The sequence below is a fragment of the Pseudoalteromonas sp. SG41-5 genome (assembly GCF_014164495.1).
In the GTDB taxonomy this organism is placed as follows: Bacteria; Pseudomonadota; Gammaproteobacteria; order Enterobacterales; family Alteromonadaceae; genus Pseudoalteromonas; species Pseudoalteromonas rhizosphaerae.
This window is the reverse complement of sequence record NZ_JACJFH010000044.1, coordinates 22,086-39,072: the sequence shown is the minus strand read 5'-3', so window position 1 is coordinate 39,072 and position 16,987 is coordinate 22,086. Positions and strand designations below refer to the sequence as shown.

Here is a 16,987-nt window from a genome sequence, read left to right as displayed (position 1 = left end):
AACAGCAAGCAGGCGTATTCGCTTTCTCGCATTAGGCTCTTTACGTGATAAAGCTAAAAGTTGCTTGGATTTTTCTAAGTTCAATTTAGTAAAAGTAGATAAGTATCAGTGTGCTAATTAGATCATATAATTTGGCAGATTGGTATTATGGAAGTTTGGGTTACATTTGATTCAAATGTATGGGAATCAATAGTTGATGAAAATAAAAGGGCAAACTCTGACGAAGTATATACTCAGTTGTTTCATTTGATACAGTCGAAAATTATTACTCCATTTTTCTTTGAGGGCATAGCAACGATCGAAACAATGAAAAATTCAGAAAGAAAAGCTTATATAGCAAATTTTAAAGGTGCATATTCCATAGCCATAGACGGGGAGGAAATTTCATCTTCTAAAGGCTCAAAAGCTCCAGAGTTAACTGAGTATTTAGCAAGTATGATACCTAAAGCATTAGAACTTGGATTCAGATTTACTAAGCTACCAAGAGTTGGCGCACCTGCTCTTGATATTGACGAAAAGTATCTTGCACCAGATGTAAGACATGATTTAGGCGATAGATTAGAACGTTCATTCAAGTGCCTAAGGTTTATAGAAAGCCTGGGAGCTGGAAGAAACCATCTAATGAAACAATTGCCGGAGGTTGAAGGTGGACTCATACAGAGAACCAAGGCCGATAACAATTTATCTGATAAAAAATATGCAAAAAGTGTTGGTGAGTGGGTTGATGGTGATGCTCTGGCAGCCAGTTATGGTTATGGTATTGATTACTTCTGTACTAATGACAGAGCGAGTAGTGCTGGTCAAACATCTATTTTTTATCATGAAAACCTTAAGAAGTTAGAAAGCAAGTACCCAGTAAATGTGATCACGCCAGAGGACTTAATATGTAATGTAAAAACAAATGCCTCACAATTCAAGTAAGCAGCCCCTCCTAGAATGGTTCGGGTTGCGGACAGATATCTAAATGGCTTAAGTTCGCAAAACGGAGCTGTCTAGGGGAGATCAGATGCCACATTACGGATACCAAGTAACTTATGATAATTCAGGTATTCTGTTTCAAATTTTCAAAAAGACCTCAAAACCACCAACTAAGACGTTTAAATTAGATGCCCCATTTCATTTTACATATTCAATTACTCAATCCGGTATTTGGCCTGTAACCAAATCAATTTAATCCTAATAACGGAATGCTTTAACAAGTCATCTAATCCACCTACTGGTAAATACAATTAAACTTTTAGCTATAAGCTTAATTCATAAGTCTGGCAAAGAAACTATACCCAAAGCAAACCAGAAATTAACTGCAAAGCTAAGCCATTCCTTTATACGGACTATATGTTGTTCATTCTTCGGACGCATGTGGTTGCATCGTGAGTCCGTTGTACGAAGTGTAAATTCGTGTGACGAAATCCATTTAATGGACTTCATTAAGCTGGTGGTTAAAGGTGATATTTTTTCAAATTCATTGTTGCCGATGGAATATCATAATTTGTAATCAGCTGTAACATTCCGAGTTAAGGAAATTGAATACATCAAACTTAATCCGCAAAACGTAATGCAAAAGCCAATTAACAGTCCGCAACGTGGAATGTAATCACATTTTTGTTCTCAAAATTAGACAAGTGCGTAACCTCAATTTCATTTCGATCTTGAAAAAATAGAGCAGTATTCAGGTTAATATTTTAGTTCGCTTTGCGGAGTAGGCTCCGTTCAATTCATAAACCACTTGCTCACCTACCTACTAAATTGCTAATCCAAGGAAATGAAAAAGTATCAATATTGATTATCCGCATTGCGGAAGAAGACAGCTTCTTACAAGCTCCATAATGCGGATTTGCCACCGAGTGATGATCTTGTAGTCAAAACTAACAATATTTCTTATTGTGCTATTGTTGTGAGAATATCACCAGACAAAGAGCTAGTTCATTATGCGGAACAAGACTGGAATCTATTTTTCCTTAATGCGGAAACAATCAAACAGCAGCGACATCCTTCAAGAGGAATTAGCTTAAGTTCACCTTGGGTCATATAGCGGACTTTTAATGAACTTATCCGAAGCTTTAATGTACTTAGAATTCATAAAACATAGGAAGGATGACTTAAACATATAGCGAACAATTTAACCGCTTTACGGAAACTGATTTTTATCTTTAACAGGGTAATACTATCCACTATACGGAATGTGAGCACTTCACTTTAAAAGAGGGTTATTCAAGCTCTAGTTTTTCGGTATGGCCCTTCACATTCTGTAAAATCTAAATATGCTATTCATGATACCAACGCTGCCTATAGCCACATGCTCATAAAATTATGGGTAACCCCCTGTTAGCTAAGGAAGGGTTTTTCTAAGTAAATAAAACCGACACACAAAAGAGACGTAAAGTAGATTGATGATGTAAGCATCAAGGTTCTCAACTTTTAGATTTCAAGTAATATAAGTTTATTTGCTACATATATGATGCAAAACTTCGTTTTATTGCAGTAACCGTAAATTATATTTCTTTCCTTAACTATCTTCTTTAGAACGGTTTAAAACAAGGTGACTTAAAGTTCGCAGGTATTTCTTTGCATAAATTGTGATGCAACCAATCAACATTTACAGGCGATTGGACTACATGTTAAACCTGCCGCAACAGCTCCCCAATTTATTAATATGGTTTTTCTGCGTAACTATGATGCAGAAAAAGGTTAATTTAACCAATACCATTCAATGACAAGTTTTTGCGTACATATGATGCAAAAAACACTCTCCCTTTACAGTAATCCTTGGGTGTTTCGCGACGCAGAAAACTTTTATTTGCGTCTAAATAGAGCAAGCCTTTTTATTGCTCTAGATTTATTTCCCGGTTACACCCTTGAGGTTTAATTCACTTCAACTTTCGGTTCACCACACTTAAAAACGCGCTTTGGCTAATTTTTTTGAATATACGTTTGAAAATTCGGCTTTAGCTATCTTTTTGCAAAGCATAATTAAGTCTCAATTAAAGTTCGGGGTTAAAGATGCTGTCTACAGAAATAGAAGTGCTGAAATTAGTTTTAGAGGCTATCGAGGATGCTGAAAAACCAATTGTAGAAAGCGCGCAAGATATTTGTGACCAACACAAAAAAAGGAGAGTTCTTTTAGATCAAATTCATGGTGAGTCGGGCGATTTTAAAAAATCGACATTACAAGTAAAAGTTAGGCAGCGAAAAAACTCTGAAAAATTTTACATCACTTGGGTTTCTCATGAGTACTCACCTATCAAGAAAATTAATAGGCATTGGGGGAAAGAAATTCCACCAACAAAAAAAGGATATACCGAAAAACAACTGAGTAAAAATTGCGAGGATGGCCACGCAAAAATTAATTGGGAAACTGAAATGCAACTTGCTCCATTAAGGGAGTCACTTGAAGTTCTGCATTCATCCAGAGTTAGTTTGAAAAAGCAGATCTGCAAACTTTCTAAAACACTATTTACCGCTCCAGCTGAGGAATGAAATCATGATCAATAATGACCAACTAATCCATAAAACATTTGTTACTAATATCCAGTTCAAATCACACACCATCCATAATTTTTGGAAAAACGAAGGTGACCGAACATTAAATATTTATGAACGCATTGGTTCATTATTAATGTTAACCACTACAGAAAATGAGCTCTATTCTAAAGTAAGCGCTTGGGAGTCAGAGCTTGCTGATTGGTTTAACCAAGAAATCGAAAGTATACAAAAACAAAAAGAAGCATTTATGGAAAATGCCGGTTTAGAAGAATCACCAGAAGTTATGACACCAAGCTCTTATGAATCAAGCGTACCAGTTTGCTATCCAGTCACTTGGAAGTTACTAAATCTAATTCAAACTTTAGATAATGAAATTGCAGAATTAGAAAATCTTTGGTTAACCGGTTTTGTTACAGATTTAGGTCGTCATGAAAACAGCAATAGAGCGATTGGTCTATTACGAAAATTAGTAGCAAAAATTAGCAACGCTACATCACCTGGTAAAGACAGAAGTGGGGGCCGATTTAAATCCACCCAACTAATTTCGTTAATTCGAGGTGGCCTAGAGTTGTATGTCGATGACAGTCTTATTTTAAAACAAAACGAAGAAATTAAAGCCAAAGCTTCAATTAAAAACAAAGGAAAAAACACTGACACAAAATCTACTTCATTGGATAACCCCACTGTAGATTCTGAGAACGAAACCGAACAGTCAAGCAACTCAAAAGTTAACGCAGCTTAAATTGACTAGGCGGGAAACCGCCTAATTTTTTCCAGAGAGAAATATGAAGCTTTTACTTATTCCTTTTACTATTTTAATTAAGCTTTTCTTAAAAGTTCAGAAAAAGTATCTAATCGTTCAAAGTGAAAATGCCGCTCGCTTGATGAGAGATGACGCAAAGAAATGCAATGTAGATCTTGATAGTTCGAATAGCCCAAAGTTAGTTAATCAGATCATTGATGATAATAAATATTTAATAGCTCAAACTCGCTACTGTTTTGGAAATTGCCATGATTGGGAAAAAGAAAACCTAACCTTTCAAGGTCTATTTATAGATACGATTAAAAACTACGCTAGATATTGTGGTAACCTTCCTGCTTCTGAGGGTTACCACCATGCTAAAGAGTTCGGCTTAATTGAACATAGTTTACAAGTAGCTGATTTGGCATTAAGGCAAGCAAAGTCTCAATTCCTCCCTCAAGAATTCCCTCTAGACGTCGAGAGACAAAGAACAAAAAGATATCAGTACGCCGCTTGGCTATGCGGCTTAGTGCACGACGCAGGGAAGATGCAAACTGATATGGATATTTACGATAAAAACAATCCAAATAATATCTGGATTCCAATTATAGAGGACCTTGTTAGTTGGAAAGAAAAAAACAAAATAACAAAAGTTGGCATTAGATGGAGAAAAGACAGAATTCATAAGGGGCATGAAGTTTCTCCACAATCCATATTTCAACAAATCCTCACACCTGATGCAAAGAGGTACATAGGCACATGCCCTGGCAACTTGCTTGAAGACATAAGCACCACCCTTGCAAACTATCAAGGTATAGATGGCTACTTACAAAGAGCTGTTCGCTCAGCTGACTATGTTTCAACTGCCAAAGACATTCAAACAACTTGGGACAACGACCTTGGCGCAAGGAAGTCAGCATTACACGAGAAAATCCTCAAGCTAATGCAAGATAAAGCCAAAGTATGGCTAACAGAAGGTAAAGCAATTGCTATTGATAACGAGATATACCTTCGGTGGCCTGAATGCTTCAATGAGTTAGCAAAGGAAATGCATCAATCAGATCCAACTGTTCCTAACAACCCAAGTCTTTTGCGTGAAAAAATGATGGATAGGGGCATTCTTCGTAAGCAAGAAAAAACTGATTACGCGCTCTTTTTTGAAACTGTCACTAACCTGTCTGAGGGTATTGATTTACTCATCAGTAAAAATCTTAAGGGCGGTATTGGCGTTATTCGTCTGGAGTGGCCTTTATTTTTGCTTAAAGGTGAAGTTATTCCACCAAACCGTTACGGCCTATTAAAACTCGACATGGGGCTAAACGCAGTTATCTACTCAAGTGAAGGTTACCGATACATAAGCGAAGAAAATGTTATTGCTCATGAGGCTGCTGCTCATTTAAAAGCTAATAGTGATTCTCTAGAAATGAAAGTTGAGAATTCGGCAACAAAAAGTCCGCAAAAAAACGGCAAGCCTAATACTAGCAAAGCCAGAGGAGAAGATACTGCGGAAGAACCTATTAAGCCTAGCAATCCATCTGAAAAAGCAAAAGCAGCTCAAAAGGATAGCCCAAATAAAGATAAACCTAAAAAGGAAAAACCAAAGAACACTAATGGTGAGCTATTTGCTCCAACCAACCAACAAAGTGCAAAGGTACCGGAAAAGCAAAATAACGAAACAACACTTAAAAAAACAGCCCCAAAACCTAAGAGTGGCATTAAGGTGACTTCAACGACCAAAGCCATTGAGTTCATAAGGACCTTAGATCCGATTTTAATCGATGGTCAAAACTACTACCTTGTTGATGATAAATGGAAAGACAACCTTGACGACAATCTAGAAAACGAACTTGAAAAAGCGGGGCTTATCGAAAGAAAGCCTCCAGCATTAATTCGTTACTTCATCATCAATAAGCGTAAATACGTTAAAGCGAAGTCGCCTGAATCAAGTCAAAACCAAAAAGCTGAAAAAAAGCCGAAATCAAATGAAAATCAGGATAGTTCAGATGTAACCGCGGCTGATAATACATCTCAGAAAGCAAAGTTAGATATTGAATCTCTGCTTGCTATTGGCTTAACCCCTAAGACAGCTGAATTATTATTTGGAAACATTATTCACGAAAAAGTTGAGTTAAGAGACGGCTTTTTAATTGCACCTATAAGAGATAAGAAAACTCTTGTTAATGCCGTCACAAACTGCAAAGCCAGCGAAACAAATATCTTGTCGAGTTCAATCGTACAAGATAAGAATGACATACATATTAAGGTGAAACATGACGCAGGAACGTAGTAACCCATTATTCCACGAAAATTTATACCGCCCTGTATATGAATTAAATAAGGCTTACGCCTCTTTAGCCGCAGGTGTTGTAACCTTTACTTCAAGCGTTATTGAGAGTGAAGGCCATATCGGTATGGTGGGTTTTGGAATCACTACAATACTCACCGCTCAATGTGGACACTATACTTTAAAGGCAATTCCACTAGTCAAACGCCAGTGCAAAATATTTTTCAACAAGATTGAATTCGAGGATATAAAAGCAATACGTCAAGAGCACATGGCTAAAGAGAATATCTTAAATCCAAACAATAAAAAGAAGGGAAATAACAAGATATTCATTGGAAATGGCTTTGAGTGGGGTGTGGAGCATGCAAATCGCTCATATCAAATACAAGGCTTATACTCTGACAAACAAGAAGTGAAGCTTCCACTATTTCTAAAACCATTCGTTAAAAAGTGGCGTAAAGAAACATTAAAGCTTGGCGGTAAACCATGGATTGATGGTGTCGGGGACGCCGAAAGGCAATACGTAGATGCTGAAACGTTCTTTGGCCATTCTATGATTATGGGCAATGTTGGTACCGGTAAAACAACAATGTTCATTTTGCTTAGCCTCGCGATGATCCACAAAGGTTATACCGTCATTGTACTAGACCCAAAAAACGACTCATCGTGGCGCAAAGCTTTACAAGCGGAAATGGAACATTTTGGTAAGGGTGAGCACTACCACTACTTTCACCCTTCTAAACCATCTACATCTTGCACAATAGATCCCATTAAAAACTGGAATAGACCGACTGAGATAGCTGAACGTATCGCATCCATTATGGTTGAGTCGGGTAAAGAAGATAGCTTCATTCGGTTCAACTGGAACGTCATAAACTCAACAGTTAACGCGATGCTTTATGCCGGCATACAGCCACAAATCAAATCGATTGCTCGTTACGTGACAACAGGTAAAACCGCCTTAACTCAAAAGTGTCTTGAAAGACACTACGCTAAATGTATAGGAGAAGATTGGGAGACTCAACTTAGCGCCAAAATGAGCTCTTTCGGTAAAACTCGTTTAGAGCAAATGCTAAATTACTATCAGCAAGTTATATCTCAACAACATCAATCACCAGAAGTGGATGGCATAATTCAGTTGCTTACGCACAACGCCGAGCATATGCAAAAGATGACAGCTAATTTACTTCCTATTTTTAGCGTCCTTACATCTACACCTATGGATGAGCTTATATCACCAGAAGAAGCGATAGCTGAAAGCTTAGATGCGCGTGATGAGGATACTAGATACGATACAGCTGAAAATGAAAATATAGATTACACATCAAATCACATTGAAGGTGTATCAAAGAAATCAGGGAAAATAAGAGAGAAAGACAGTCGTTATGTAGACACTTCAGACATCGTTGAAAATGGAGGACTACTTTACATGGCGCTTGATTCTCTCAGCGACACAAAGACAGCTGGTTATTTGAGCAAACTTGTTTTAGCTGACATCGCTGCTGTAGCAGGTTCACGATACAACTTCTCAGAAGGGAGAGGCCGTCGAGTAGCGGTGTTTGTGGATGAAGTACATGCAGCGATTGCTGGGAATGATGCCCTTTTGAATTTATTAGCCCAAGGTCGTGCAGCATTCATGCAAATGTTTATTGCAACCCAAACTAAAGCTGATATTGAAGCTAAAACAGACCCTGCTACTGCAAACCGTGTATTAGGTCTGTGCAACAACTTTTTCTCTATGAGAGCAAACGACACATCAACTCAAGAATATGCTTCCAGCCAATTTGGTGAAGTGCCAATAACCAGCCAACAAATCACTTTAGGTCAAAGTTCAGGGAACACAAATGACATGACTGACTTTGGTTCTTCATACGCTGAGAGGCTTACACAACAAAACGACAAAGCATTTAACGAAAGCCTACTTGGCTCGCTGCCTATTTTACAATATGTAGCACGACTTGCTGACGGCAGAACAATCAAAGCTAAAGTACCGGTAATACAACGATGAGCAGAGAAAAAGTATATAAAATCCAAAGTAGATGCTACAAAAAAAGCAATGTGAATAATTCACTTTCAGAAGATAACAAGCACATATACTCGGTCATCTACAAGAAAGCACCTGCTGTGGAAGAAACACTTCGATATTTGTTAGATTTTATTGGGGATGAATTGAAGCATCCACAACAAGATGTAGATCTATTTAATCACATCATTAATAAAGCTGGCCAACACTCTCTTGTACATAATTCACATCTGAGCCGAGCAGAGTTTTTTAAAGCCTTTCTCTTCACGGTTACAAGTGAACTTACAGCCGTACTCGATGTTATGGTCTACACCGGAGGCTCAGGCTCGTGTATTGCAGTATGGGACCCACTCTTAGAGACAATCAGCCAGTTTCTCATCACGCACAAGAACTCAGCAATACGCGCTAAACCAAACTTGATTGAAAAAGAGTCAAATCAAGAATCATTACTAATGATACAGCACTTTCTACTGAGCAAGATTGTGAAGCGTTCACACCTGTTCTATTTCGGCATTCCTAATTTCGATGAAAGTAAAACCCTTACATTTAAGGAGGCGTTTTCGTCATGATTTATGAGAATGACAGCGAAGACCTGTATAAGGATAAGTCTGGAGAGCAAAATAGAAAAAAAGAATACTCAAAGCTATTCATCTTTATTCTATTTGCGTTGGCAGCACAGGTTCTTGCTTTAAACCCCACCAGCTTTAACAGAATGCTAGAAAATGAAGTTAAAGCGAGCTACAAGGCCATCGGTGAAAAAAACTGGCTTAACCTTACTGATGCATCGCATAGGCACTACAACACAATCATTGTGAGGTCAGGATTTAAGCAGTATTTCTTGGACAAGGTAAATCGAGATACAGACGATAAAAACCCTTTAGCCAGGCTAACAGCAAAGCTTTTGCCTTTAGTTAAAAGAGTAACAAACAACATACAAACGCTTACATACCAAATCTTACACAGAGCAAACCTTTTAATGATTTGGCTTTATATTTTAGTGCCTTTCGCGCTTGCGCAACTAGTTATTGGTGTTTATAGCTGGAGAATTAGAGCTTATACATTCGGTAACAAAACAAAGACTCGTATGTTAGTTATTAAGAAACTAATCAAAGGTATTTTAGTCGGTGTCATTGTCTATTTCGCCCTACCCAACTTTTACCCTACAGCTGGGGCATACATACCTTTTATTGCTTTATTATTTGCATCATTCCTAACATCTAGATACATAGCAACACTGCAAAAGCATATATAGTTCAAGCAAAGGCACCATACCTGCACAAAAAAGCTGACCATAATTGGCCAGCTAATCCCTGAAATTACATTACCAACTTAGGAACGCGGCTCATTTGCTGTACTTGAGTAATCTATACCTTTCACAACTACACGAAGTTCAGTTCTATCCTTCATGATTGCGTCAGCTTCACTTTGTAGCCACTCAACCGTTTGGGCTAATGTCATCATATCGCCTGTTTCAGGGTGTTTCCATTTGCGGGTTTCTCTCATCATTATCAGCAGACAGCCGACATAACACCGCTCATGATTAAGGTACTGCCCAATTAGTTGGTCAATTAAAGCTTTCTTTAATTCAGAGCCAGACCATTTATTACTCTTATCATCAATTTTCAACTCAATAGAAGCGTAACAACGAAAGCTGGTGGCTTGCAGCCTAATATCCGTTCGTTTTTCAGCTATAACAACAGCTTCTTGACTTACAGAATATGCCTCATGATTATTAGCTTCTAGGTAAGCAGATATAAACCTTCTCGCTTCTAGCTCACCCCTTACCTCCCTAAATGTATCGATAATACTAAACTCATCGTTAAGCAGATGGTGTTCGAAGTCATCTAATCGGCTAGTCATTACGTTGAATAACCCGTCGTTATCACGAGGGATATACTTGTTTTTATCAACAAGCTCATTATAGGTTCTGGCATTCATTGGGGTTTTAGGCTCAGATAGTGAGGCGGCTACATCAATGGCCATTTGGTTTAGCCTACTCTCCAAATGTTTAGCCTGAGGTATTTTTGCTAAACCTTTAAGTATTCCAACAGTACTAATGTCCTTAACTTTTGAAATACACTGCAATAAATAGCTGCGCGCATATTCCGCATCATCTCTCATATCGGGTCTATAACTTCCCCCTTCCCTCACATGGTCATCCTTTGGATCTACAACCTCATAGCAGCGATTCAATAAGTTATTAAGGATTTCAAGCCTCAAATTTTTATCTATCTCCTCAAAGGTTAGGGGTAAGCTATGATGGCGGTCACCAAAGACATTAGCGAATAAAGATGCTCCTCTTTGTTTAAGCTCCACTGTTGATAAATCATCTGTTAGCCTAAAAATTAATTCACTTGCGCCAATTACATCCAAGTGTGCAAATAGTTTTACCCATTCGACCAAATCGGCATTATCAACTTTGCTATTTTTTAAGTGCTCTTCCAATAAACTTGCAAAAATATCAATTGAGTCACCAACAGTCACTGTTGATGCCAACTGGAAAATATATTTGATATCGGCGTTCGGGCCTTCAGATAAAATAGCCCTGATATCCTCGATTCGATTTAAAGCGGCTTCAATGAGAGTTACTTTGATCAACTCAGATTGGGAGTTAGTCATTCGAGCAAATATTGGGGCGCTCTTTATCTGTGAAAATCCATCTATTTGTGACATAACCTCTTTAGTTAATGCTTCTTTTACTGCAGCAGGTTGGGCAGCTATCAATTTAGGTAAATAGTCAGCAAAGCCGTTCAATTCAAGTAGTGAGATGCGAACAGCTTTCACAGCTTCCTCATGTGACAATTGGTTTTCCCAACCTTCATTTTCAGCAGAGCACTTTACAGCAGATAATGACATTAAACTTATATGTGAGTATGTGTTTTTTTCATCAACTGGCTTTTCACTGAATAGCTTTATGTCAGTGTTTTTCCAATACTGAGATAGCTTAATTCTTATCGCCTCCAGAAACTCCTTTGAAAATATTCGCTCTATTGATTCTGAATCCCAACACCCCCATTTCATAGGGTTGGATTCTGATTGCCTCAGCATTTTAAAAATATTATAAAAAGTATTTTCAAACCTCTCTTCATCTAATTCAAAAGTAGAGCTGTTTAAAACTTGCTTTCTCCATTCAGTCCAGCCTTTCACTCTTTCTTCTTCTTTTACTTTTGCTTCTTCCTGACGCTGCTTTATTTCACGTTCATATTCATCAGGCTCGATTGGAACTGGATATAATTTACTGTGTAAATATGGGTAATATTCACAATCTTCAGAAATGAGTTCTTTTAATGTATCTTCAAGCTTTGGTAGTTTCTGAGTAGTTACTAACTGCAGTAATCTAAATAAGGAAGCTGCCCTTTTATCTTTTGACTTGCTGTTTTTGAATGCATCTAATAGCCAAGGAATATCATTTTCGCCATATGGCTTAAGTAAATTAGTATGATCAATATGATAATCACTAATCAGAAGGTCTTTTTCACCTTCAAGTGCAGTCGCTAACTTAAGACAAGCCCAATAATACGCTTCTCTATGTACAAGTGATGTTTTTAGAATCTCTTTTAGTGCCTTTACTTCATCCCTAGCAATAATACTTTCTTGATACTCCGAAAAGTGAAAGGCTACCGCCAGTGACCATGCCCAGTCTTCAAACTCTTCCTCCATATACGGAACTGTTTTTGAACAAGAGTAGTAAACAGCATCAGCAAAGTGCTGATATTTAGAATCCGCTCGAAATATGCGTGATCCCTCAGTTCTATTTTCCCAAATTGTTTGGGCAAAACTATCTCGAATAGTTGCTACTGACTTCAAATCTATTGCTTTAGAATCTACGCATTTATACAGCTCATAACCTAACCCATGCACATTATTAGATACTTCTTCCAACTCTTGTGCTAAGGCTATAAACTCATCCAAAGTAATTGATTCAGGTAATAATTTAGATATTAATTGCCGTCTAAGTCTTTGCGGCCATTCGTCTCTAAGTACAATTTTCCCGAGTTCTTTCTTATCTTCGACACTACCAAACTCTAGAATAGTCCAAGCAGCATAAACTCTATGCGCCATATTCAGATCACTATCGTGAAGAGCCTGCTTAGCTAAATCGGTGCAATCAAATAATGGTGTAAAATAGATCAATTCAATCAGAAGCTCGCGGGTTTCATAGCCTTGATACGCTTCATCCCAACACTCTCTGATTACGCCAGACAGCTCTGGAGATGCAATTTTTTGAAGCTCTCGTTGCCCAATACCAACACCTGACCACCCAGAGTTTTGAGAATACTTATTAACAAAGCAACGGATTAGCTCTGCACGTTGTTCAATATCTAATAAGGCAGGCATGCCCTGTCTGAACATTAACGCTGGAGAGCGCATCTTTACTTCATTAAAAATGTCTCTATTCCATAAGGCCATCCAAGCGGTAATAGGCTCCATACTAGGTATTAAGACTTTTTCACCACCAATTTCAGCAAACAGAAAGTTAAACAAATCATTCGTTTTTAGACCGCTTTCTTTGAGCTTTTTGAGCTGCTTCGCTGCTAGATACTCCTGCGATGCGCGATGATGAAACCTAAATTGCTTAACTCCTGTGATAGTGAATATTGGTTTTCTAATTAGCTCGGCTAATTCAGCAGGACTAAAATCAGTTAAGATTTCACTGATACACACTAAGTGAGGTTTACCTGGCGTAGCTTCTAAGCTTATAGATCGCCTTTGCATCATAAACAGCGCAAAGGCTATACGCTCAACTGCTTCCAACGCCCTTTTTTCACTAAGTAAATCCCCCCGGATTAATGAATGCTCTTTCAGCTTTTGCGAAATACCATAATCAAGTTGTTCCTGTAAGTCACCTAACCTCCCACCAGATGACAACTGGTCCAAAGCTGACATAATTTCGTAAGGCAAGTGATATAAATGCCACAGCTCTTTTGAATTTAAGTAATTTATAAACTTTTCAGAGTGTTCGGGGGCATAACTATTGGCGAATCGTTCTATGTCGCCGTTGTTGAAGGATAACAATGAGTAAATTTTAATCTTATCTTCACTACTAGTTTTTTCACTGTAGTTTTGCTTGCTGGTGGTCTTTTCATTTGAAATTAATTTTATTAGTTCTTTTTCCCCATCTTCAAATTCTTCTGTTTCTTCTTCATCCATATTTCGATTGGCCACCAGCGTTCTGAGTGCGGCTATATCAATCTCATCTTTCCAATCATTGGGTCTACATGAAATGTAAAACTTTGCTTGAGGTAGTACCGCTATGCCAATTGCATTTTTTATTTTTCTAAGAGCACTACGTAGACTGCCACTCCTAAGTTTTAACTCATCAACAGCATCTAAAAAAAAGTAAGCCTCTTGATCTGAGCTCTTTTTCCACTCTTCGAAACGTAGCTCTTCATTTTCTGTAATGACATCTAAAAAATCAAAATCCTGTAATTGCTCTAAGGCAACAAAGAATGAGTACTTGTTTTGTTCTTTTAAAAGCTCATCTTGCTTTTGAAACTCAAACGTTTTACCGCACTTCCCTTCGCCAAGGATAACCATGCATTGACAGTCATCTAGCTCTGCCCAAGATTTAGCGTCGTACCTGCCATCCGATAATAGATATGCATCACCTTTATTCAACTCATCCTGCGTAACTTCTGCAAATACACGATTGATATCTACACCTACCATTAATTTATCCCTAATTTCATTCTTATAATTTAATACTCTCAAATAACCTGTAATTGTCTAGTTAATGATCCTGAATAGCTTTAACTGGCAAGTGCACAAAAGTGAATACACAGGGCGCCATTGAATTAATTATCACCCAAATATCTAATTCCCCAATTTTTATTCAAATTTAAATAAAAATCCGGCTTCATGCTGTTTTTAAGAGTTTAAGATTAATTCGACTTTAACGTTGAACATTAACTCTTAAGAGGTTTAAAAATGGAACTAACCAACCAATCAAACATTGTTGAAGCACCAACAATCACTAAAAAAATGTCTACAGCTAAAAAAGCGACCATCGCACTGATGGTAATCTCTTTAGCTCTATTAATTTCACAAGGCGTAATGGCTGCGGCCCCAACTTCTGGTGACTTCCTATACGGAGTTTACAATGAAGTAGTTGGCTGGTTAACCGGCGCACCTGGCATCATCATTTCAATTTTCACATTTGGCTTTGCTGCTTTCCAAGGCATTATGAAGCAGAACTATGCTACTTGTGTGGGTGCATTCCTTATCGCACTGCTATTTGCAAATGCACAAGATGCTGTTGAGTACTTCCTAACGGCTTCAGTTGGAGTGCTTTAAACCATGGAAACGCCCAATCGCTACCGCTGCAAGACCCACATCAACCAACCGTTATTAATCTTGTTTGTATTTACTAAAGAACAAGTAATACCGTTGATGGCCGCGGTAGCGATTGGCATGGTGACAAAACAGACCTTTATCCTTGTATGCCTAGCCATGGCATACATTTATATCTCTCAAAAGGTTAAAGGCCGATTCCCAAAAGCCTATGTGAAACACAAGCTTTGGTCTTATGGGTTCATCTTAACCAATCAAAGCAAATCAATTGCAGATCCAGTTAAACGTACATACCACCGCTAAGGCAAGAAAATGCTTGATGATAAATCCGCTTCAGTTCGAAGCTTTAAATCAATGGTTGCATCTAACAACATAAGCCGTGTAGCTAACCTATTTTTAGCCATTACAGTTGCTCTAGGCGCTTTAACACTGTTTTTCAAAGACAGTGAAGTCGTTGTTATCCCAGAACAGAATTACTTTGGTGAGCTTACAATTCAAGGCGATAAAGCTAACCAAAATTACCAACAAGCATGGGCCTACAGCGTTTCTACTCTAATAGGTAACATTAACTCGCAAAACATCGATTTTGTAAAAAAGATAATGATGAAAATGTTATCTCCACAACTACAAGTTGAAATCGAGCCAATGCTAGATAAGCAAGCTGAAATGATAAAAATGCGTGATATACGACAAGTCTTTATCGCTGATGACCTAATTCATGAGCCTGAAACTGATTTAATCACCATTTGGGGGCAAAAAATCACTTTCATTGGTGGAGAACCTAAAGCAGATACGAAGTGGAGCTACGAATTTAAGATCACTGCAAGAAATGGAAGACCTAAAATCACCCACTTAGATCAATATCCGGGCACCCCAAGAAAACGAAAACAAGCGATGGAAGCGCGCGGCGATGCTGAACCGGGAACTTTAGAGTCGCAACCTTACTATGACAGTGAACTGGAGATAGGGGTGCTAGAAGCTGCAAAAGAACTGAAAGTGAAAGAACAACAGGAGAGCAACTAGATGAAAATGAAATCAATACTTTTAGCCATTTGTTGTGCGTCTAGTACATTCACCTTCGCTAATGATGCAACTGAAAATCCAAGCGATACATTCAAGCTACCAACAGAGGTAGTAAATGAACAACCTATTCCGGTTACAAAGCAAGCTATATTCGAAGCGGCAAAAAACGGCATTAAATTAGATAGTCGAAGCGAGCCTGTAATGAAAACAGTCTCCCCTCAAGATGAAATCAATCAAATTGCCGATAACTTAAAACCAAACGGAATGATGAATGAAGCTGATTTTGACCAGTACCAGCAGCCACAAACTGCACAGTCAATTCGCTCAGGTAATGGGTACTCATTCCTAGATATCGTTAAATCAAAATACAAGCCAACCCAAAACCTTAGCAACCTTGAACCGGGCGCTAATATCGCTATACCTGTAGCAGTCGGTTTGACGAATCCAATCATAACTAATTTTAAGATGGTTGCTGCTAGAACCCACGACGAAGAATCAGTCATAGAATTAGAAGATGGTCGTTTATACATCACTTTAAACTCACTTAAGCCTGTTGCTTTAATGTTGTTTGAAGAAGGTGTTCCAGAGTCAATGATCAACCTTACATTAGTACCAATGGAAGCGATGCCGGTTGTTGTAAATGTCGATGTGAATCTTTCAAAAACGATGCAATACAAAGGCGCAAATCACAGAGCGGAAATAAAAGAGCAAGAGGCATTAGCTGAAGCGTCTTTAACTGATGGCTACGTCGCAAATGTTGAAACAGATCGAGTAGCGCGCATTAAGCAAATTCTAAAACCTGTTGGTAAAGGTGAAATACCACAAGGGTTTTCACTTTCTCATGATGTATCAAAAGTGATGCACCAACCTTGCGGCTTAACCATTAGTCAGCAAGTACTACAGCGAATTGTCGGTCCAAGAGAAGTTGTTGATGTAGTCAGAGTCCAAAACACAACTACACGCCCATATACAATTCGTGAACAAATGTGCGAGTCACGTGATGTTATGGCCGTTGCCATTTACAACAAATCACTACTGCAACCTGGCGAAGCAACAGAAGTTTATATCCTGCGAGACAAATTGCGCGAAAGCATTGTTAACACAAACTCTAAACGTCCTCGTGTAATCAACTAAGGCTGGT

12 protein-coding genes are annotated in these 16,987 nt (G+C 38.2%); 11 read left to right on the top strand and 1 reads right to left on the bottom strand.

Annotated features, from left to right (window positions below):
• Positions 1–147: 147 nt before the first annotated feature.
• From H5232_RS12940 to H5232_RS12910, 7 genes are all read left to right on the top strand, one after another.
• Entirely contained in the window at positions 148–921 is a 774-nt protein-coding gene (locus H5232_RS12940; RefSeq protein WP_182831010.1) for a hypothetical protein, read from the top strand.
• A gap of 2,079 nt (positions 922–3,000) precedes the next feature.
• Complete coding sequence (gene mobI, locus H5232_RS12935; protein WP_182831009.1) at positions 3,001–3,477, top strand: conjugative transfer protein MobI(A/C); 477 nt, start codon at positions 3,001–3,003, stop codon at positions 3,475–3,477.
• Between the two features lie 4 nt (positions 3,478–3,481).
• Positions 3,482–4,225: a hypothetical protein gene (locus H5232_RS12930; RefSeq protein WP_182831008.1), complete on the top strand. Its 744-nt coding sequence runs from the start codon at positions 3,482–3,484 to the stop codon at positions 4,223–4,225.
• A 43-nt stretch (positions 4,226–4,268) separates the two neighbouring features.
• Entirely contained in the window at positions 4,269–6,512 is a 2,244-nt protein-coding gene (mobH, locus tag H5232_RS12925) for a MobH family relaxase (RefSeq protein WP_182831007.1), read from the top strand.
• Complete coding sequence (locus H5232_RS12920; RefSeq protein ID WP_182831006.1) at positions 6,496–8,517, top strand: type IV secretion system DNA-binding domain-containing protein; 2,022 nt, start codon at positions 6,496–6,498, stop codon at positions 8,515–8,517. Before mobH ends, H5232_RS12920 begins: the two co-directional genes overlap by 17 nt.
• 116 nt (positions 8,518–8,633) lie before the next feature.
• Positions 8,634–9,101 carry a hypothetical protein gene (locus H5232_RS12915; RefSeq protein ID WP_182831005.1) on the top strand — a complete coding sequence of 156 codons (468 nt, stop codon included), beginning with the start codon at positions 8,634–8,636 and terminating at the stop codon, positions 9,099–9,101.
• On the top strand, positions 9,098–9,784 hold the full coding sequence (locus H5232_RS12910; protein WP_182831004.1) for a DUF4400 domain-containing protein: 687 nt from the start codon (positions 9,098–9,100) through the stop codon (positions 9,782–9,784). Before H5232_RS12915 ends, H5232_RS12910 begins: the two co-directional genes overlap by 4 nt.
• 77 nt (positions 9,785–9,861) lie before the next feature.
• Here H5232_RS12910 and H5232_RS12905 read toward each other — a convergent pair whose 3' ends face one another.
• Positions 9,862–14,202 (bottom strand): hypothetical protein, encoded by a 4,341-nt coding sequence (locus tag H5232_RS12905; protein WP_182831003.1) that lies wholly within the window; start codon positions 14,200–14,202, stop codon positions 9,862–9,864.
• Between the two features lie 258 nt (positions 14,203–14,460).
• On the opposite strand from H5232_RS12905, the gene H5232_RS12900 reads away from it, so the two are divergent.
• From H5232_RS12900 to H5232_RS12885, 4 genes are read left to right on the top strand one after another with little or no spacing between them, the layout of a single operon-like run.
• Positions 14,461–14,826, top strand: coding sequence for a hypothetical protein (locus H5232_RS12900; protein ID WP_055022201.1), 366 nt, complete (start codon positions 14,461–14,463; stop codon positions 14,824–14,826).
• A gap of 3 nt (positions 14,827–14,829) precedes the next feature.
• The gene (locus H5232_RS12895; protein WP_036973922.1) at positions 14,830–15,126 is read left to right on the top strand and encodes a type IV conjugative transfer system protein TraL; all 297 of its coding nucleotides are present in this window, start codon (positions 14,830–14,832) and stop codon (positions 15,124–15,126) included.
• A gap of 9 nt (positions 15,127–15,135) precedes the next feature.
• Entirely contained in the window at positions 15,136–15,846 is a 711-nt protein-coding gene (locus H5232_RS12890; protein ID WP_182831002.1) for a TraE/TraK family type IV conjugative transfer system protein, read from the top strand.
• Positions 15,847–16,980 (top strand): type-F conjugative transfer system secretin TraK, encoded by a 1,134-nt coding sequence (locus tag H5232_RS12885; protein ID WP_182831001.1) that lies wholly within the window; start codon positions 15,847–15,849, stop codon positions 16,978–16,980. It begins immediately after the preceding gene.
• Positions 16,981–16,987 lie beyond the last annotated feature (7 nt).

Bases quoted from the DNA above. Each gene is read 5' to 3' on its own strand.
- H5232_RS12940 (WP_182831010.1), top strand. From the start codon at position 148: ATGGAAGTTTGGGTTACATTTGATTCAAATGTATGGGAATCAATAGTT.
- mobI (WP_182831009.1), top strand. From the start codon at position 3,001: ATGCTGTCTACAGAAATAGAAGTGCTGAAATTAGTTTTAGAGGCTATC.
- H5232_RS12930 (WP_182831008.1), top strand. From the start codon at position 3,482: ATGATCAATAATGACCAACTAATCCATAAAACATTTGTTACTAATATC.
- mobH (WP_182831007.1), top strand. From the start codon at position 4,269: ATGAAGCTTTTACTTATTCCTTTTACTATTTTAATTAAGCTTTTCTTA.
- H5232_RS12920 (WP_182831006.1), top strand. From the start codon at position 6,496: ATGACGCAGGAACGTAGTAACCCATTATTCCACGAAAATTTATACCGC.
- H5232_RS12910 (WP_182831004.1), top strand. From the start codon at position 9,098: ATGATTTATGAGAATGACAGCGAAGACCTGTATAAGGATAAGTCTGGA.
- H5232_RS12905 (WP_182831003.1), bottom strand. From the start codon at position 14,202: ATGGTAGGTGTAGATATCAATCGTGTATTTGCAGAAGTTACGCAGGAT.
- H5232_RS12900 (WP_055022201.1), top strand. From the start codon at position 14,461: ATGGAACTAACCAACCAATCAAACATTGTTGAAGCACCAACAATCACT.
- H5232_RS12895 (WP_036973922.1), top strand. From the start codon at position 14,830: ATGGAAACGCCCAATCGCTACCGCTGCAAGACCCACATCAACCAACCG.
- H5232_RS12890 (WP_182831002.1), top strand. From the start codon at position 15,136: ATGCTTGATGATAAATCCGCTTCAGTTCGAAGCTTTAAATCAATGGTT.
- H5232_RS12885 (WP_182831001.1), top strand. From the start codon at position 15,847: ATGAAAATGAAATCAATACTTTTAGCCATTTGTTGTGCGTCTAGTACA.